Annotated in this window: 14 protein-coding genes; 8 read left to right on the top strand and 6 right to left on the bottom strand. The window is 73.5% G+C overall.

The features are described 5' to 3' along the window. Positions 1-115 precede the first annotated feature (115 nt). Positions 116-580: a hypothetical protein gene (locus tag AB0C76_RS23030; RefSeq protein ID WP_359968458.1), complete on the bottom strand. Its 465-nt coding sequence runs from the start codon at positions 578-580 to the stop codon at positions 116-118. 229 nt (positions 581-809) lie between these two features. On the opposite strand from AB0C76_RS23030, the gene AB0C76_RS23025 reads away from it, so the two are divergent. The 4 genes from AB0C76_RS23025 (at position 810) to AB0C76_RS23010 (ending at position 4780) form a co-directional block, all read left to right on the top strand. After that, positions 810-1916, top strand: a complete 1107-nt coding sequence (locus AB0C76_RS23025; protein WP_359968455.1) for a hypothetical protein — start codon at positions 810-812, stop codon at positions 1914-1916. Beyond that, on the top strand, positions 1898-3097 hold the full coding sequence (locus AB0C76_RS23020) for an SUKH-4 family immunity protein (protein ID WP_359968452.1): 1200 nt from the start codon (positions 1898-1900) through the stop codon (positions 3095-3097). The genes AB0C76_RS23025 and AB0C76_RS23020 overlap by 19 nt, the downstream gene beginning before the upstream one ends. Positions 3098-3343: 246 nt before the next feature. Then, positions 3344-3718: a hypothetical protein gene (locus AB0C76_RS23015; RefSeq protein WP_359968449.1), complete on the top strand. Its 375-nt coding sequence runs from the start codon at positions 3344-3346 to the stop codon at positions 3716-3718. Between the two features lie 300 nt (positions 3719-4018). Beyond that, positions 4019-4780, top strand: a complete 762-nt coding sequence (locus tag AB0C76_RS23010) for a MerR family transcriptional regulator (RefSeq protein WP_359968506.1) — start codon at positions 4019-4021, stop codon at positions 4778-4780. A 337-nt stretch (positions 4781-5117) separates the two neighbouring features. On the opposite strand, the gene AB0C76_RS23005 is transcribed toward AB0C76_RS23010, so the two are convergent. Both AB0C76_RS23005 and AB0C76_RS23000 read right to left on the bottom strand, forming a co-directional pair. After that, positions 5118-7505 carry an FtsX-like permease family protein gene (locus AB0C76_RS23005; RefSeq protein ID WP_359968446.1) on the bottom strand — a complete coding sequence of 796 codons (2388 nt, stop codon included), beginning with the start codon at positions 7503-7505 and terminating at the stop codon, positions 5118-5120. A 100-nt stretch (positions 7506-7605) separates the two neighbouring features. Continuing rightward, positions 7606-8319 carry an ABC transporter ATP-binding protein gene (locus AB0C76_RS23000; protein ID WP_359968443.1) on the bottom strand — a complete coding sequence of 238 codons (714 nt, stop codon included), beginning with the start codon at positions 8317-8319 and terminating at the stop codon, positions 7606-7608. A gap of 239 nt (positions 8320-8558) precedes the next feature. Between AB0C76_RS23000 and AB0C76_RS22995 the strand changes: the two genes are divergently transcribed. The 4 genes from AB0C76_RS22995 to AB0C76_RS22980 all read left to right on the top strand — a co-directional run bounded on the left by AB0C76_RS22995 (position 8559) and on the right by AB0C76_RS22980 (position 13053). After that, positions 8559-10025 (top strand): histidine kinase, encoded by a 1467-nt coding sequence (locus AB0C76_RS22995; RefSeq protein WP_359968440.1) that lies wholly within the window; start codon positions 8559-8561, stop codon positions 10023-10025. Next, positions 9977-10636 carry a response regulator transcription factor gene (locus AB0C76_RS22990; protein WP_359968437.1) on the top strand — a complete coding sequence of 220 codons (660 nt, stop codon included), beginning with the start codon at positions 9977-9979 and terminating at the stop codon, positions 10634-10636. The genes AB0C76_RS22995 and AB0C76_RS22990 overlap by 49 nt, the downstream gene beginning before the upstream one ends. A 429-nt stretch (positions 10637-11065) precedes the next feature. Then, the gene (locus tag AB0C76_RS22985) at positions 11066-12100 is read left to right on the top strand and encodes a 2-oxoglutarate and iron-dependent oxygenase domain-containing protein (protein ID WP_359968434.1); all 1035 of its coding nucleotides are present in this window, start codon (positions 11066-11068) and stop codon (positions 12098-12100) included. A gap of 197 nt (positions 12101-12297) precedes the next feature. Next, a complete protein-coding gene (locus tag AB0C76_RS22980; RefSeq protein ID WP_359968431.1) occupies positions 12298-13053 on the top strand; it encodes a MerR family transcriptional regulator in 756 nt (251 codons plus the stop codon). 105 nt (positions 13054-13158) lie between these two features. Here AB0C76_RS22980 and AB0C76_RS22975 read toward each other — a convergent pair whose 3' ends face one another. The 3 genes from AB0C76_RS22975 to AB0C76_RS22965 all read right to left on the bottom strand — a co-directional run bounded on the left by AB0C76_RS22975 (position 13159) and on the right by AB0C76_RS22965 (position 17878). After that, positions 13159-15336, bottom strand: a complete 2178-nt coding sequence (locus AB0C76_RS22975) for a 3-hydroxyacyl-CoA dehydrogenase NAD-binding domain-containing protein (protein ID WP_359968429.1) — start codon at positions 15334-15336, stop codon at positions 13159-13161. A gap of 37 nt (positions 15337-15373) precedes the next feature. Continuing rightward, entirely contained in the window at positions 15374-16588 is a 1215-nt protein-coding gene (locus tag AB0C76_RS22970; RefSeq protein WP_359968426.1) for an acetyl-CoA C-acetyltransferase, read from the bottom strand. A 147-nt stretch (positions 16589-16735) separates the two neighbouring features. Beyond that, positions 16736-17878, bottom strand: a complete 1143-nt coding sequence (locus AB0C76_RS22965) for an acyl-CoA dehydrogenase family protein (protein WP_359968424.1) — start codon at positions 17876-17878, stop codon at positions 16736-16738. Positions 17879-17880 lie beyond the last annotated feature (2 nt).

Raw genomic sequence — 17880 nt, 5'->3', positions numbered from 1 at the left:
GTGCGGGTTGGGGTGCGGGTTGGGGTGCGCTCCTGCCGGCCCTTCACCCTGATCGCGTACGAGACGGCCCGCAAAGGGATTTGAGGGTCCACGGCCTGCGCCCACCAAGCGCCGACTACACGTACCGGCGCGCCGTCGCGACGAAGGCGTCGATCGACTCCCGGCTGTCGTCCCGCCGAGCGGTGACGTCCTGCCGGTCCTCCGCCCGGTCGATCCTGCCGATCCGCTCGAAGGCCTCCCCGGCGGCGGCCAGGAGCTCGGGCTCGTCAACGAGCAACTGGAGCTGGAACAGCGCCCGCTGCGCCCCGGAGCGCGTCTCGAACGACCGCCTGCGCAATTCGACCTCGTCCTCGGCATCACGCCCCTCGTGCACGCAGAACCAGTGGTGCAGCGCGGCCTGCCGGAACTCCACGAGCAGTCCGGCGTACGAGCCGAAGACCTCCAGCCGCTCCTGCCGCCCGCGCTCCAGGCGGGCGTTGTGCTCGGTGCGGAGTGTGGCACGCCGCTGGAAGACGTGCGTCACCGTCGACCCCAGGAGCGTACCGAGCACCGCGATGATGCTCGTGACCATGGCGTTCATGCCGCACATGCAACCAGACGCCCCAGCCTGGGGATACTGACCGCGGAGGTCGGCGGGTTCACGGCGTGGTGATCGGCCATCGTGCACCGGCCCTGGTCCGCTACCGCCTCGCCCGCCTCCCGCACCTCGACCGCGCCACCGCCCGCCGCGGATACACCGCACTCGCGGGCAAGCCGCCCGCCGACCGCATCCCCAACCTTCACGGGACAGAACACCTAGGCTCCCCGGTATGACGATGCGGGGCGTGGAACTGGCCGTCCGCTGCGACGGGTGCGGGGGCACGGCTGCGCGGCGGGTACGACAGTTCGTCCAGGAGCGGGGGCGGAGGCAGGGGCAGGGCCCGCGCTGGGAACTGTGGTGGGACTCCGAAGAGTCCTGTCGGCACTGCGGCGCTGCCTGCTGCGAGCACGCAGGGCCGGAGCCCACGCCGGAGGCCGTCCGGGAGGTGCTGCCGACCGCCCACGGGCCCTTCCGGCTGAGGCCGGCCGGGGCTTCGGTCGATGCGGTGGCGGCGCTGCGGGCGTTCCGGGCGTTCCGGGCGTTCCGGGCTTCCCCTGTGCTCCAGGAGGGCGACGCGGCCGTCTCGCTCGGTCGGGCGCGTGAACTGCTCGGCGAGTTCCGCGATTTCGGCCTGGTCGGGACGGAGGTCGAGATGACCGTCCTGGGTCTGCTGCTGCGGGATCACGGTGTTCCGGCCGAGGTGTCGACCGGCCGGGGGCGGGCGTACCGGTACGTGGGGCCGCCGGAGTTGTGGGGTGGCGGCGGACCGGGTGGGCAACCGGTGCGGACGGGGCGGGAATTCGCCGCCTGGGTGGGCGAACGGACCGCCGCGGAGCTCGCGGAACCGTTCACCTTCGTCGTCGACCTCTCCGGCTTCCTGCGCCTCGTCCCGCGCCGCAGTGAGCACGTGGTCTGCGCGGGCGGCGAGTCGGTGCTGAGCGCCGGGGAGGTCCGCTTCGAACCGGGTGACGGTGCGGACTTCGGCGGCTGGACGGCCGAGGAGGTCAGCAACCAGTCCACCGGGTACTGTCCGGACGTCGTGTCCTGGCCCGCCGTCGCCGCGGCGCTGGAGCGGATCGGGGTGCGCCGCCCGGGCGGCTTCACGTACGGGGTCGTGTTCCGGCGCTGCCCCGGCTGTCGGGGCATCAACGTCGTCCGCGAGGGCTGCTTCGTGTGCGTGTTCTGCGACGGCGACCTGCCGGCCCGGTGGAACGTGGACGACGGATCACGGGTGTGGCGCGGGCCCGGTGCGGGGGTGTCGGCGACGGCCGTTAGGGTCGGGGTGGTCAGGGGTCGTACGGGGAGGGTGGTGGGCTCGTGGGGTACGGGCTGGTGATGGCCGGGGAGCTTCCGGCCGGAGTGGTGCACGCGGGGAGCCGGGAGTTCCTGGAGCGGGAGGGCCTGCCGCGGACGGGGGCGTTCCTGGACTTCGGGCGGTTCGGGGACGGGCCGCTGGAGTCGGTGGAGCCGTCGGCGCCGGCGGAACCGTCCGCCTTGGCGGAGGCCTCCGGAGCCCCGGCAACCGGGCCGCTGTTCGTGCTGGGCGAGACGGAGTACTGCGCCCCCTTCGCGCGCGCCGGGAACACGGTGCTGCTGGACGGCGTCACCGGCGAGGTCTTCCTCGCGAAGCCGTCGGGCGAGCACCTGGAGCGCGACCTCCTGGCCTCCGACCTGCCCGCGCTGGCCGCGATGGTGCGGGAGGTCGAGTCGGTGGCGGAGGCCGCCCGCCGGCCCGACGCCCTGGACGGGCGGCGCGGCCCGGCCGTCGTGGCCGAGGTGATGGCGGCGGCGGACCGCCGGCTTCGGGAGCTCGACCCCGGGCTGTTCGGCCGCTCGGACGTCCCGCCCGCGCACTGGGGCACGACGCTGCTGGTGCGGGCCCTGGGCTGGGGCGCGCTGCCGGGCGGCCCGGACGGGCCCGCGTACGAGATCGGCGCGGACCTGGTCGCGGAGATCGCGACGCTGACGGACGAGGGCCTGGTGCACCGCTACCGCCCCGAGGAGCTGCCGCCCGGCCTCGTGCACGAGCCGACGCGCCGACTGCTGACCGGGATCGGTCTGCCGCTGGGCGGGGCGATGTTCGGGGTGTCCGAGGAACCGCTGGTCACCATGGGCGAGGCGTACCCGGAGTACTTCGACGGCGAGGAGGAGCGCCCCTACCAGCGCGACTTCGTCGCCCTCGGGCACTGGCCGACGGACCTCGTGATCGCGCTGGACGGCGCGACCGGCCTGTTGGAGCTGCCCGACTGGTACGACGACGGCGAGCCCGAGGCCTACCTCAACCGCGACCTCTCCGCCCTGCTCTACTCGCTGTGGACGTACGAGCGCATGCGCGCCGAGTGGGAGCGCTGGGACTACGGCCTGGGCCGCGACACCTGGGCGGTGTTCGACCCGCAGTCGCTCCTGAGCACCGCCGTCGACGGCGTGGTCGAGGCCCTCGACCCGGAGGCGTTCGCGCCCGGGCGGTCGTGGCGGCTGCTCGCCGAGGACGCGCACATGGGCGGCCTGCTGGGGTGAACCGGGGCCCCTGTGGGGCGACGTCGCGGGGTTCGCGGCCGCCCTGCGGAGCCGTCCCGCAGGAGCCGTCCCGCGGCGGTGCGACCACGAAGGGTGGGCCACCCTGCCCGACGTCCTGCCCCACGCCCTGCCCCACGCCCTGCGGCACGTGCTGCCGCACGTCCTGCCGGACACTCGGCCGCACGTTCCGCCGCGCGGTCTGTGGCGGGCCGGTCGCACCTGCTCGGAGGCCGGTACGCTGCCTCGGTGACGAACATCCGTACGGCGACCGCGCGAAGACGGGCGGTCCTGCTCGGCGTCGGCGCGGCGCTGTCGCTCGCCGGCGCGGGCGTCGTGTACGGGGTGCTGTACGCACGGTCACTGGACTTCGCGGAGCGCTGCGAGCGGGGCCTGGTGACCGGCAGCGGACAGCTGCTGGAGACGGGCGCCTCGTGGCTCCCGCCCGACGCGTGGTGCCGGTTCGAGGGCGGGAGCGTGTCCACCACACCGTTCTGGGCGCTGCTGCTCTTCTACGCACTGATGACGACGGCGGTGTGGGCGCTGACCGCCCTGGCACGGGTCCGCCATCCGCACCCGCTGCTTGGAGCGGAGTGGCAGGTGGGGCACGGGCAGGGCTGGTAGGCGCAGGCGGATTCCTCCTCCGGCCCTGTCGGTGCAGGTTTTTGACGTTTCATCAGGCTCATGCCGATCGGAGCAGCAATCAGGAACCGCCGCGCCCACGAGCACGTGGGAGCGGGCGCCGGTTGTGCGGCCCGGCAGGCGATCACCGGAAACCAGGATCCTGAAACGGCGTCGCTGCCACGGAGAGGCGTCATCGACTTGAAGTTGCCGCAACGGCAGCTCCTACCGTCGTGACCAGGGCCGGAGGAACCGGCCCCGGGAACGGCGAACGTGCGGGAACACAACCTGGAGGAGGCGGCCATGGCCTGGCCGATCGCGGAGGTCGCCCGGATGTCGGGTGTCACCGCCCGGACCCTGCGGCACTACGACGAGATCGGGCTGCTGGCCCCGGCGTGGATCGGCTCCAACGGTCACCGCTACTACGAGGAGCGGCAGTTGCTGCAACTGCAGCAGATCCTCGTGCTGCGGGCGCTGGGCGTCGGGCTGACCGAGATCGCCCGGATCCTCGGCGAGCAGGTGGACGAGCTGGAGGCCCTGCGGGGCCACCACCACCGGCTGCTCGCCGAGCGGGACCGGCTGGACCGCCTGGCCACCACCGTCTCCCGCACAATCGCCGAACTGGAACGATCCAGGAAGGACGGCACATCCATGACCAGCATCAACCGCCCGGAGAACCTGTTCGAGGGCATCCAGCCCACGGATGTCGCGGAGAGCCTCCGCGACTTCCCCGAGCACGCGGAAGCCGCCTTGCGGGCGACCGCCACGATGACCCCGGCCGAGGTCGAGGCCGGCCAGCGCGAACGGACCGCGCAGATGATCCGGCTCGCCGAGCTCATGACGGACGGCCTCCCGGCCGATGCCGAACCCGTGCAGGCCAAGATCGACACGGAGTACCGGGCCCTCATCGCGTTCCGACCGGTCTCCGTCGAGGAGTACCTCGCGATGGCCCGGTCCTGCGTGGAGCACGAGCAGTGGCACGCCGTCTACGAGGCCGTCGCCCCGGGCCTGGCCGCCTACCAGCGGGCCGCCATGGAGGCCTACGCGGCGGCGCGGCTCTCCTGAGCCGGCCCTGCGGGTGACAGCCGGGCGGGGCGGTCGGTGGCAGGCGACGGCTGGGCAGGGCGGGCAGGGCGGGCAGGGCGGGCAGGGCGGGCAGGGCGGTCGGTGATGGCTGGTCGGGGCAGTCGGGCCGGTCGGGCCGGGCCGGTCGGTCGATGACAGGTCACGGCCGCCGGACGCTGCTCGGGCCGGGCCGGTCGGTCGATGACAGGTCACGGCCGCCGGACGCTGCTCGGGCCGGGCCGGTCGGTCGATGACAGGTCACGGCCGCCGGAAGCTGCTCGGGCCGGCCCTCTGCTCCGGCCGCCCCGAGCAGCGACATCCCGGCCCGGCGGCGGCCTCACTCGGTGCGCAGCGCCGTGACCGTCCGGGTGCGGGCCGCCCAGGTCGCGGGCAGGAGGGCGCCGATCAGCGCCAGCACCAGGCCGCCGAGTATCAGCGGCCCCACCACCGAGGGGGCGAACACGGCCAGGTCCGCCTCGGGCACCCCGACCCCGGCGGCGCTCGCCGTGGCCGGCATCACCCAGTGGTGCACCAGGACCCCGAACGGCACTCCGATCAGCCCGGCCACCAGCCCGCTCCCGCAGACGGAGGTGAGCACCATGCCGACCGTCTGCCGGGGCGACATCCCGAGCGCCTTGAACACCCCGAGGTCGTGCACCCGCTCGCGGGTGTCCAGCAGCACCGTGTTGAGGACGCCGAGCCCGGCCACCGCGATCAGCAACAGGGTCAGTGTCCCGGCCAGGGTGTTCATCGCGAGGACGACGAGGTTGAGGTGCGTCCCAGCCGGCTCGGCGCCCAGGCCCAGTGGCCGGACGGCGGCGTCGAGCCCGTCCGCGTACGCCTCGGCGTCGGTGCCGGCGGTGAGGTCGATGTGGTACGCGACCGCTTCGGCGTGGACGGGCGAGCCGAGCGTGGCCGTCGCGGCCCGGTCGACGAAGACCAGGTCGTTGGTGGCCAGCACCTCACCGGTGATCCGCACCGGGGTGGAGCGCCCCTGGTCGGTGAGGGTGACGGTGTCGCCCACCTTCGCCTGGTTGGCCCGGAGGTAGCCGGAGCCGACCACCGCCTCGCCGGGGCCGCTGAACCAGCGGCCCGAGACCATCTGGTAGCCGCTCCAGGAGGCGTCGCCGGAGAACGCCACCACTTCGGAGCGGGCGGTGTTCCCGGCCACCGCGACCGAGGTCGGAACGGTGCTGTACCAGGCCCGGGTGCCGGGGCGGGTGTCGATCGCCCCGGCCACCGCCGCCTCGTCCACGTGGTCGGGGACCTTCACGGAGCCGTCGATCGGGGCCTCCACCACGACCTTGCCCGCGTGCTCGGCCGTCAGGCCTTCCTGGAAGCCGGTGAGCGAGAGCGTGAGGCCGACGCAGAGCGTGACCCCGGCGGTGCCGAGCACCACGGCGGCGGCGGTGGTCGCCGAGCGGCCCGGTCGGTTGAACGGACTCGCCAGCCCGAGGCTCAGGGCGCGCGGTACCGGCAGTCGGCCGATCAGCCGCTGGACCGCGGCCACCGGGCCCGAACCCGCCGCACCGCCGCCGCGGGCCGCGGCCCGCCTGGCCCTCGGCGCCGTGCGGCCGACCGCGAGCGCCTCGACCGTGCGCAGCCGACCCGCGCGCAGGGCCGGCACCAGTGCGGTGGCCACCACGGCGGCCAGGGCGACGGCCGGCACCGCGAGGTCCACCCAGAGCGGTATGCCGAGCAGACCGCCGTGCAGGGCCCTGTGGGCCAGCCCGAGGACGGGGACGGAGAGCACGTTCCCTCCGAGCACGCCGAGCGCGGTGCCGAACCCGGCGGGGATCAGCGCTTGGCCGACGTAGGCGCGGGCCACTTGGCCCGGGGTGAATCCGAGCGACTTGAGGATGCCGATCCGCCGGGTCGCCGCGCTGACGGCACCACTGACCACCACCCCGATGATCAGCACCGACATGGCCAGGCCGAGCATCCCGAAGGCCGTCACGAACGGGACGAAGGTCGCCGCCGTCCGGTTGGCCTCCGCCTGGGCCGGGCGGTAGGAGGTGGCCCTGGTGAGCGCGCCGGGCGGCGCCGCGGCGACGAGCGCGGCGTGGTCCGCATCGACCTCGGCGTCGGTGGCGGCGTGGGCGAAGCGGTAGAGGTACTGCTGGGCGGGCACCGTACCGGGCGCGGTCAGCGCGGGGACCTGCTCGGGGACGACCCAGCCGTCAGCGCTCCAGGAGACGGAGGAGGCGATGCCGACGACCTTGAGGGTCGGCCGGCCGGGCAGGTCGGGGAAGGCCATGCTGTCGCCGACGGTCAACGGCGAGTGGCCGTCCAGGAACACCACCTCACCGGGGCCCGCGACCCACCGGCCCATCACCATGTGCAGGTCGTCCATCGGGCCGCCCTGCTCCCGGCCGACCAGCGTCAGTGGCGGGAGCGGACTGCCGGGCGGCGGGATCCGGGTATCCGGCCCGGAGCGCGCCTGCACGGTGACCGCCGGGTAGGGGCCGGCCGAGGCCGTCACACCGGGGACGCGCTCCGTCGCGGCGAGCTGCGCGGGACTCGCCTTGGCAGGGTCGTACAGCACGTTCAGATGTGCGCCGCGCTGGTCCGCGAAGGAGCGCTGGTAGGGCCCCTGCGCGGCGACCAGCAGTCCTGTCGCGAGGATGCACGCCGTCACGGACATCATCGTGGTGAGGACCATGACGAGCGTCTGCACCCGCTTGCGCCCGACCCCGGCCCGCACCACCTTGCTCAGCGCGCTCATGCGCCCACTTCCCTTCCGTTGGCAGGGGCGATCGCCCACCCGTGCCGGCCCGTTGCCCGTTCTCCTCCGGCCCCCGGCCGGCGGGGACCCCACCGTCGGCTCACCGCACGCCTCCGGTGGCGGGCGCCGCCGCGGTGTCCCGGACGAGTCGGCCGTCGAGCAGTTCGATCGTCCGGCTCGCGCAGGCCTCGGCGAGTGCGGTGTCGTGGGTGACCAAGAGGATCGTCTGGCCCTCCGCGTTGAGGTCGGTGAGCAGGCTCCGGACATCGGCGGCCGAGGCCGAGTCGAGCGCACCCGTCGGCTCGTCGGCCAGCAGGAGCGGCGGACGGTTCATCAACGCCCGGGCCACCGCGACGCGCTGGCGCTCGCCGCCGGAGAGCCGGCCCGGGAAGGCGGCGGCGTGACGGGCCACCCCGAGCCGCTCCAGCAGGTCACCGGCCCGGACGCGGGCCTTCTCCCGCCGCATCCCGGCCAGTTGGGCCGGGAGCAGCACGTTGTCCTCGACGTTCAGGTCGTCCAGGAGGTTGAAGAACTGGAAGACCATGCCGATCCGCATCCGTCGGTACTCGGCCAGCGCGGCCTCGCCGAGCTCGTGCACGGCGACGCCGTCCACCACCACGTCGCCCTCGCTGGGCCGGTCGAGCCCGGCGATCAGGTTGAGCAGCGTCGACTTGCCGCTGCCGGAGCGGCCGAGCACGGCCAGCGCCTCGCCGGCCCGCACCTCGAGGTCGAGCCCGGCCAGCGCGGCACGGGCGGCGTCGGATCGGTCGTACGTCTTGCCGACGCCGCGGATCTGGATGATCGGCGCACTCACGGGCCCTCCACTGCTCAAGGTCCGGCACCGGAGGGGCCGGTGCCGACTGACGGAACACGACGCTACGAACCGGGGACCGGGTCCGGACAGCTGGCTAGGCGGCGTCTCTGAGGTGTATTCAGATACACCTGGTTTTCGGGGTTCAGACCTAGAGCGCCGCAGGTGGACGGCGCTGCAGACTGGCTGCCGACCGATCAACCGGGGGGCTTGCGGGCCGCCGTACGGAGAGGAGGCGCGGGATGAGGACCGGTGCCGGGGCGAGCACGAACGTGGTGACGCGGGCCACCGCGCGGGCAGAGGGCGCCGTCGTGGCCGGCGTACGGGCGCTCTACACGGTCACGCTGGGCGTGACCGGGCTGGTCTCGCTGGCGGCCGGGCCGATCCTGCTGGCCGCCGCGCTGCTCGGCCCCGACGACTCCGGCGGGCGCTCGCCGGGCGGGCCGCTGATCCTGCTCGTACCGCTCGGACCGGTGGCCCTCTGGGCGCTCTGCTGGGCCACCGGGGGCGGGGGCCGGGCGGTCGGGGCCGCGTTGGCGGCACCCGGCGCGCTCGCGGTGATGGCCACCCACCTGTACGGCGGCGCGGCGCCCGGCGGCCGCTCCGGCTCGCTCTGGCTGGCCCCGGCGATGCTCGTGCTCGGACTGCTCGGCGCGCGCTGGGGCGCGGCGGAGACCAGGCGCGTCGTCGGGAAGTGGAGCGGCCGCCCGGTCCCGGTGCCGTACCGCCGCGCCACGGGCACCGAACCGTGGCGGCGGCAGCTGTCCGGCGGCTGGCTGACCGACCCGGCGACCTGGCGGGACCTCGCCTGGACGGCCCTCAGCGGGCTCGCCTACCTGCTCACCGCCGCGTTCGTCATCCTCGCCCCGGTCTCGCTGGAGGTGCTCGGGCGCAACGGCCCCCTGGTCCACCTGGGAGTCGTCTACATGATGGGGCTCTGGGTCGCTCCGGTGGCCGCACTCTGGGCCGCCCCTCCGGTCCTGCGGCTGCACGAGCGAGCCGCGCGCGTCCTGCTCGGGCCCTCGCGGCGGGCCGAACTGACGCGCCAGGTCGGCCATCTGACCCGGACGAGGGCGGACACCATCGACGCCGGCGCCGCCGAGCTGCGCCGCATCGAGCGGGACCTGCACGACGGGGCACAGGCCCGTCTGGTGGCGCTCGGCATGCTGCTGACCGTCGCCGACCAGCTGGTGGAGGACCCGGTGGCACTGCGCCCCCTGCTGGCCGAGGCCCGGCTCTCCTCGGTCAAGGCGCTCGGCGAGCTACGGGACCTGGTCCGCGGCATCCATCCGCCGGTGCTCGCCGACCGCGGCCTGGCCGACGCCGTCCTGGCCACGGCACTGGACCTGCCCCTGCCGGTCAGCTTCGCCGGCGAACTGACCGGCCGTCCCCCGGCGCCGGTCGAGTCCGCCGCCTACTTCGCGGTCAGCGAGCTGCTGGCCAACGTGGTGAAACACGCTGGCGCCTCACACGTGTGGATCGAGATAGGGCACAGTGACGGGTTGCTGCGGATATCGGTGACCGACGACGGGCGCGGCGGCGCCGACCCGTCCCGGGGCACCGGCCTCAGCGGTACCGAACGCCGACTGGCCGCGTTCGACGGGGTGCTCGCGATCAGCAGCCCGCCGGGCGGTCCGACCATCGTGAACCTGGAGATCCCGTGCGCGTTGTCATCGCCGAAGACCTCTTCCTCCTCCGGGACGGGCTGACCCGGTTGCTGGAGGCCAACGGCATGAAGGTCACGGCAGCCGTGGAGACGGGTGAGGAGCTGCTCGCCGCGGTCGCCGCCGACCGGCCGGACATCGCCGTGGTCGACGTACGACTCCCGCCCGGTTTCACCGACGAGGGGCTGCGCGCCGCCTTGGCAGCCCGTCAGGCTTACCCGGGGCTACCCGTACTGGTGCTCTCCCAGTTCGTCGAGCAGCTGTACGCCCGTGAGCTGCTGGCGGGCGGCAGCACCGGGGGCATCGGCTACTTGCTCAAGGACCGCGTGATGGACGGCGCCCAGTTCATCGACGCGGTCCGGCGGGTCGCCCAGGGCGGCACCGCAATGGATCCGGAGGTGATCACCCGACTGCTCACCCACAACTCCTCGGCCGGCCCGGTCGCGACCCTCAGCCCGCGCGAGCGGCAGGTGCTCGCGCTGATGGCCGAGGGCCGCTCCAACGCGGCGATCGCCCAGCAGCTGGTGATCACCGAGCGCGCGGTCGCCAAGCACACGGCGTCGATCTTCGTCCGGCTCGACCTCCAGCCCTCGGACGACGACAACCGGCGGGTGCTGGCCGTCCTCGCCTTCCTCAACAACGGGGAGAAGAACTGAACGACCGGGAAACGGACCACCGAGGACCCGACTGCCGGCAATCCGACCGCCGGCGGTCCGACGACCAGACGGCCGCCGACCACACACCGGGCGCCTGAGGACCGCCCGGCCGAGAGAAGGCTCCTTGACAAGAGCACAGAGAAGTGGGGACGGGCCCTTCGCCGCAGGGGGCTCGCCCGACAGAGAACGGGTCATTTAGGCTGGTGGCGTGCTCATCCTTGTTCGTCGTCGCCACGTGGACCTGCTCCGCGTGACGAGCATGTCCTGTCGACGCTCCGGCTGAACCTCGCGCCACCACCCTCAGGGCGGCCCCACCCGGGCCGCCACCACCACCCGGCACCCGGAGCACGGGCCGCATCAGGCCACCGCTCCGCCTTCCCCCGGTCGACCACCGGGACCGGCCGGGACGAGACCCAGCGGATGTCACCCATGACGCAGCAGCACGCCCTGTCCCACCTCCAGTCACTCCCGGTGATCGACCTCTCGCTCGCCGACGGCGGCCCCGAGGCCCGCCGCCGCCTGCACGACGAGCTCCGCGTCGCCGCCACCGGCGTCGGTTTCTTCCAGCTCGTCGGCCACGGCATAACCCCGGCCGAGACGGCCGCTCTCACCGACGCGATGCGGGCCTTCTTCGCCCTCCCCGAGGCCGACCGGCTCGCCGTGAGCAACCTGAACTCCCCCCACTACCGCGGCTACACCCGCACCGGCGACGAGCGCACCGGCGGCAGCCAGGACTGGCGCGACCAGCTGGACATCGGTGCCGAGCTGCCCCCGCACGTCCCCGGCCGGGGCGAGCCGCCGTACTGGTGGCTGGAGGGTCCGAACCAGTGGCCCCCGGCGCTCCCCGAGCTGCGCACCGCGGCCCTCGCGTGGATCGACCGCCTCGGCTCCGTCGCCCGCCGCCTGCTGCACGAACTCCTCGCCGCGATCGGGGCCCGCCCCGACTTCTACGACGCCGCCTTCGCCGGCCACCCCCACCTTCGGCTCAAGCTCGTCCGCTACCCCGGCACCGCCCCGGACGGCGCCGGCCAGGGCGTCGGCGCGCACAAGGACTACGGCTTCATCACGCTGCTGCTCCAGGACACCGTCGGCGGGCTCCAGGTCGAGCGCCCGGACGGCACCTTCCTCGACGTCCCCCCGCTGGAGGGCGCCTTCGTCGTCAACCTCGGGGAGCTGCTGGAGGTCGCCACCGACGGCTACCTCAAGGCCACCAGCCACCGCGTGGTCAGCCCGCCCGGGGCGCGCGAGCGCTACTCGGTGCCGTTCTTCTACAACCCCCGCCTCGACGCCCACATCGAGCCGCTCGACTTCCCGCTCGCGCACCACGCCCCCGGCGCGACCGAGGACCCGGACAACCCGCTGTTCGCCGAATTCGGGCAGAACGAGTGGAAGGGGTACACAAGGGCCCATCCCGAGGTCACCCGCCGGCACCACCCCGGTCTGGCGGAGACCGCCTCCCGCTGACCGGCCGTCGCCCCGTCCCGCCGGTCGCGTGCCCGAGCGCAGCAGTGCCCCGGAGCATCAGCGCCCCGGAGCAGCAGTGCCCCGGAGCAGCAGTGCCCGGAGCAGCAGCGCTCAAGGACGCGGTGGACCGGCGAGGCGGGCACTGTCACACTGCTGCTGTTACAGCACGAGTGTGCCAGCGCGGCGGGAGGCGGCGGATGGGGGAGCACGGGGGCGTGGCGGGCGAGGTCCGGCTGACGGTGGACGAGCTGGCGGCGCGGGCGGGGGTCACGGTGCGGACCGTCCGGTTCTACGGGACGAAGGGGCTGCTGCCGCCGCCCGAGCTCGGGCCGCGCCGCGTCGGGCTGTACGGCGCCACGCACCTGGACCGGCTGGGGCTGATCGAGGAGTTGCAGCGACAGGGGCTGACGCTGGCCGCGATCGAGCGCTACCTCGCCCGTCTGCCGGAGGACAGCACACCGCTGGACCTCGCCATCCACCGCGCGCTGGTGGCGTCCTGGACCCCGGAGGCGGCCGAGGAGGTCGGGCGGGCACAGCTGGAACACCGGGCCGGGCGCGAGCTGTCCGAGGAGCAGGTGGACCGGCTCCTCGCGATGGGAGCGCTGGAGCGGACGGCCGACCCGGAGGTGTTCCGGGTGGATCCGGGGCTGCTCCCGCTGGGGGTGCGCATCCTGGACGTGCCGATCCCGCTGGAGACCCTGCTGGCCGCCCGGGCCGTGGTGCTGGAGCACAGCCGGGCCACGGCGCGGGAGTTGCACCGGCTCTTCCGGGAGACGGTGTGGAAGCCCTATCGGGAGAGCGAGCCCGCGCCGGACGATCTGGTGCGAATGAAGGCGCTGACCGACCACATCCAGCCGATGGTGGCACAGGCGCTCGTGACGGCGTTCCAGCGGTCGCTGCGCGAGGAGTTGGGTGAGGCCGTGCGTGACACGGCCCCACCCGCCCAGGACTGACGGATCCGCCGACGCCCCCGGGGAGCGCACCTCGGGCAGCGCACCTGAGGCGGAGGCCCCCCGCCTCAGGTGGCACGCCTCAGCCGCAGGCCCCCGGCGCAGTCCTCAGTCGGAGAACGTCCGCCCCTCCGCCGCCATCCGCTCCAGCAGCGCGGGCGGCGCGAACCGCTCGCCGTAGGCGGCGGCGAGCTCGCGGGCCCGGGCCGCGAAGCCGGCCGGGCCGCCCTCGTAGCCGTTGATGTACTGGAACACGCCGCCGGTCCAGGCCGGGAAGCCGATGCCGAGGATGGAGCCGACGTTGGCGTCGGCGACGGAGGTCAGGACGCCCTCCTCCAGGCAGCGCACCGAGTCGAGCGCCTCGCTGAACAGCATGCGCTCCTTGAGGTCCTCGAAGGGCACCTCGGCGCCGGCGCGGGTGAAGTGCTCGCGAAGCCCCGGCCAGAGCCGCCCGCGCCGGCCGTCCTCGCCGTACTCGTAGAAGCCGGCGCCGCCGCTGCGGCCGGGGCGGGCGAACTCGTCGACCATGCGGTCGACGACCGCGTCGGCCGGGTGCGGCGTCCAGGTGCCGCCGGCCGCCTCGGTGGCGCGGCGGTACTCGTCGCGGATCTTGCGGGGCAGGGTGAGGGTGAGCTCGTCCATCAGCGAGAGCACCTTGGCCGGATAGCCGGCCTGGGCCGCGGCCTGCTCGATGCTGGCGGGCTCGATGCCCTCCCCGACCATGGCGACGCCCTCGTTGAGGAACTGGCCGATCACCCGGGAGGTGAAGAAGCCGCGCGAGTCGTTGACGACGATCGGGGTCTTGTCGATCTGCCGGACGAGGTCGAAGGCACGGGCGAGGGCCTCGTCGCCGGTCTGCGGACCGCGGATGATCTCGACCAGCCGCATCTTGTCGACCGGCGAGAAAAAGTGCAGGCCGATGAAGTCGCCCACGCGCTGCACGCCTTCGGCGAGCACGCCGATGGGCAGGGTGGAGGTGTTGGAGCAGAGCAGCGCGTCAGGGGCGACGACGCCCTCGATCTCCTGGAACACCTTGTGCTTGAGCTCGGTGTTCTCGAAGACGGCCTCGATCACCGCGTCGCAGCCGGCCAGGTCGGCCGGGTCGGCGGTGGGGGTGATCCGGGCGAGCAGCTCGTCGCGCTTGGCCTCGGTGGAGCGGCCCCGGGCGACCGCCTTGTCCAGCAGGCCCGCGCTGTAGGTCTTGCCGCGCTCGGCGGCCTCGACGCTGACGTCCTTGAGCACGACCTCGATGCCGGCCTTGGCGCACGCGTAGGCGATGCCCGCGCCCATCATGCCCGCGCCGAGCACGGCCACCTTGCGGACCGTCCGCTTCTCGACGTCCTTCGGGCGGCCGGCGCCCGAGTTGACGGCCTGCATGTCGAAGAACAGGGCCTGGATCATGTTCTTGCTGGTCTGCCCGCAGGCCAGCTCGGTGAAGTAGCGGGCCTCGATCACCATCGCCGTGTCGATGTCCACCTGGGAGCCTTCGACGGCGGCGGCGAGGATGTTGCGCGGGGCCGGGTAGGGCGCGCCGGCCAGCTGCTTGCGCAGGTTGGCCGGGAAGGCGGGCAGGTTGGCGGCGAGCGCCGGGGTCGACGGGGTGCCGCCGGGGATCTTGTAGCCCTTGACGTCCCAGGGCTGGACGGCGGTCGGGTTGGCCTCGATCCAGGCCCGCGCCTTCGCCGTCAGCTCCTCCGGGGTGGCGGCGAGTTCGTGGACGATGCCCTGCTCCAGTGCCTGCGCCGGGCGGTACTGGCGGCCCTGGAGCAGCACCTTGAGCAGGGCGTCGGCGATGCCGAACAGCCGGACCGTGCGGACCACCCCGCCGCCGCCCGGCAGCAGGCCGAGGGTCACCTCGGGCAGGCCGATCCGGCTGGCGGGGGTGTCCAGGGCGATCCGGTGGTGGCAGGCCAGCGCGATCTCCAGCCCGCCACCGAGGGCGCTGCCGTTGACGGCCGCGACGACCGGCTTGCCGAGGGTCTCCAGGGTGCGCAGCGCACGCTTGAGCCGCATCGACTTCTCGAAGACGGCGGCGGCGTCCTCGGGGCGGGCGGCGGAGAGCATCCGGAGGTCTCCCCCGGCGAAGAAGGTCTTCTTGCCCGAGGTGACGACGACGCCGCGCAGCTCGTCCGAGGCGGCGAGGCCGGCCAGCCGCTCGACGACGGTGTCGAAGTCGGTGGTGAAGGCGTCGTTCATGGTGTTGACCGACTGGGTGGGGTCGTCGAGGACGAGGGTGACCACGCCGTCCTGGTCCTGCTCCCAGCGGATGGTGGTGGTGTCGCTCATGAGGTCAGGGTCTCCGGGGATCCGAGGAACGGGGAGGTCAGATGCGCTCGACGACGGTGGCGATGCCCATGCCGCCGCCCACGCACAGGGTGACGAGGCCGTAGCGCAGGTCGCGCCGCTCCAGTTCGTCGATCACGGTGCCGATCAGCATCGCGCCGGTGGCGCCGAGCGGGTGGCCGAGCGCGATCGCGCCGCCGTTGACGTTCACCTGGTCGTGGCGGAAGCCGAGTTCGCGGATGAAGCGCAGTGCGACGGCGGCGAAGGCCTCGTTGATCTCGACGAGGTCGATGTCGGCGGCGGTGAGCCCGGCCTTGGCGAGGGCCTTGCGGGTGGCCGGGGCGGGGCCGGTGAGCATGATGGTCGGCTCGGAGCCGGAGACGGCGGCGGAGACGATCCGGGCGCGCGGGCGCAGCCCGTACCGCTCGCCGACCTCGCGGTTGCCGATGGCGACCAGCGCGGCGCCGTCCACGATTCCGGAGGAGTTGCCGGCGTGGTGGACGTGGTCGATGGCCTCGACCCAGTGGTACTTCTGCAGCGCGACGGCGTCGAAGCCGCCGGCGTCGCCGATCTGGGCGAAGGAGGGCTTGAGGCCGGCCAGGGTCTCGACCGTGGTGCCGGGGCGGATGAACTCGTCGCGGTCCAGGACCACCAGGCCGTTGCGGTCGCGCACCGGGACGACCGAGCGGTCGAAGAGGCCGTCCGCCTGGGCCTTGGCGGCGCGGGCCTGGGACTCGGCGGCGAAGGCGTCGACGTCGGTGCGCGAGAAGCCCTCGATGGTGGCGATGAGGTCGGCGCCGATGCCCTGCGGGGCGAAGTTGGTCTCGTAGGCCGTCATCGGGTCGGCGAACCAGGCACCGCCGTCGGAGGCCATCTTCACCCGGGACATGGACTCCACGCCGCCGGCCAGGACCAGGTCCTCCCAGCCGGAACGGACCTTGGCGGCGGCCAGGTTGACGGCCTCCAGGCCGGAGGCGCAGAAGCGGTTCTCCTGAACGCCGGCGACGGTGTCGGGCAGGCCGGCCGCGATGGCGGCGATCCGGGCGATGTCGGAGCCCTGGTCGCCGACCGGGCTGACGACGCCGAGCACGATGTCGTCGATCGCGGCCGGGTCCAGGTCGGGGAAGCGGCCGCGCAGCTCGCGGATCAGACCGACGACCAGGTCGATCGGCTTGGTGCCGTGCAGCGAGCCGGTGGCCTTGCCCCGGCCGCGCGGGGTGCGGATCGCGTCGTAGACGTACGCTTCGGTGGTCACGGTGGGAACGCCTTTCGGGGCTTCAGGACTTCGGGGCTTCAGAGCTTGAGGTTCAGAGCTTGGGGACTTCGGGGCTTCGGGGCTTCGGGACTTAGGGGCCGGAGGACGGTGGGGGCCGGGCGGCCCGGGCGGCCCGGGTGGAAGGCGTCAGCCGAGGATGGAGCGGCCGACGATCTCCTTCATGATCTCGGTGGTGCCGCCGTAGATGGTCTGGATGCGCCCGTCGGTGAACGCCCGGGCGACCGGGAACTCGCTCATGTACCCGTACCCGCCGTGCAGTTGGAGGCACCGGTCGGCGGTGCGCTTCTGCAGTTCGGTGGCCCACCACTTGGCCATCGAGGCGTCCGCCGGGGTGAGGGCGTAGCGGTTGTGCTCGGTGATGCAGCGGTCGACGAACGCCCGGGTCACGGCGCACTCGGTGGCGAGCTCGGCGATCTCGAAGCGCACGTGCTGGAGCTTGGCGAGCGGACGGCCGAAGGCCTCGCGCTGCTTGACGTAGTCGGTGGTGATCTCGACCAGGTACTCGGCCCCGGCGATCGCGGCGACGGCGATCGCGAGCCGCTCCTGGGCGAGGTTCTGCATCAGGTGGACGAACCCGCCGTTGAGCTCGCCGAGCAGGTTCTCCTTCGGCACCCGGACGTCCTCGAAGAACAGCTCGGCGGTGTCCTGGGACTTCTGGCCGATCTTGTCGAGGTTGCGGCCGCGCTCGAAGCCGGGCGTGCCGCGTTCGACGACGAGCAGGCTCAGGCCGTGCGCGCCGCCCTCGGGGGTGGTGCGGGCGACGACGATCACCAGGTCGGCGAGGATGCCGTTGGAGATGAAGGTCTTGGCGCCGTTGAGCAGGTAGTGGTCGCCCTGGTCGACCGCCTGGGTGCGGATGCCCTGGAGGTCGGAGCCGGTGCCGGGCTCGGTCATCGCGATCGCGGTGATGATCTCGCCGCTGCAGAAGCCGGGCAGCCAGCGGCGCTTCTGCTCCGCGGTGGCGAGCGAGGTGAGGTAGGGGCCGATGATGTCGTTGTGCAGCCCGATCGCCAGTCCGGGGGCGCCCGCGCGCGCGAACTCCTCGGCCAGAACGGCGGCGTAGCGGAAGTCCGGAGCGCCACCGCCGCCGAACTCCTCCGGGACGGCGATGCCGAGCAGTCCCTGCCGCCCCGCAGCGAGCCAGGCGGAGCGGTCGACGATGCCGGCCTTCTCCCAGCGGTCGTAGTGCGGCAGGACCTCCTTGGCGAGGAACGACCGGACGGTGTCCCGGAAGTCGTCGTGCTGCTCGGTGAAGATATCGCGCTGCAACG

This window comes from Kitasatospora sp. NPDC048722, from assembly GCF_040650235.1.
Classification (GTDB): Bacteria; Actinomycetota; Actinomycetes; order Streptomycetales; family Streptomycetaceae; genus Kitasatospora.
This window is presented reverse-complemented; position numbering and strand designations above follow the sequence as displayed.

Excerpts from the sequence above, each read along its gene's own strand:
- AB0C76_RS23030 (WP_359968458.1), bottom strand. The coding sequence starts at position 580 with ATGAACGCCATGGTCACGAGCATCATCGCGGTGCTCGGTACGCTCCTG.
- AB0C76_RS23025 (WP_359968455.1), top strand. The coding sequence starts at position 810 with ATGACGATGCGGGGCGTGGAACTGGCCGTCCGCTGCGACGGGTGCGGG.
- AB0C76_RS23010 (WP_359968506.1), top strand. The coding sequence starts at position 4,019 with ATGGCCTGGCCGATCGCGGAGGTCGCCCGGATGTCGGGTGTCACCGCC.
- AB0C76_RS23005 (WP_359968446.1), bottom strand. The coding sequence starts at position 7,505 with ATGAGCGCGCTGAGCAAGGTGGTGCGGGCCGGGGTCGGGCGCAAGCGG.
- AB0C76_RS22995 (WP_359968440.1), top strand. The coding sequence starts at position 8,559 with ATGAGGACCGGTGCCGGGGCGAGCACGAACGTGGTGACGCGGGCCACC.
- AB0C76_RS22985 (WP_359968434.1), top strand. The coding sequence starts at position 11,066 with ATGACGCAGCAGCACGCCCTGTCCCACCTCCAGTCACTCCCGGTGATC.
- AB0C76_RS22980 (WP_359968431.1), top strand. The coding sequence starts at position 12,298 with ATGGGGGAGCACGGGGGCGTGGCGGGCGAGGTCCGGCTGACGGTGGAC.
- AB0C76_RS22975 (WP_359968429.1), bottom strand. The coding sequence starts at position 15,336 with ATGAGCGACACCACCACCATCCGCTGGGAGCAGGACCAGGACGGCGTG.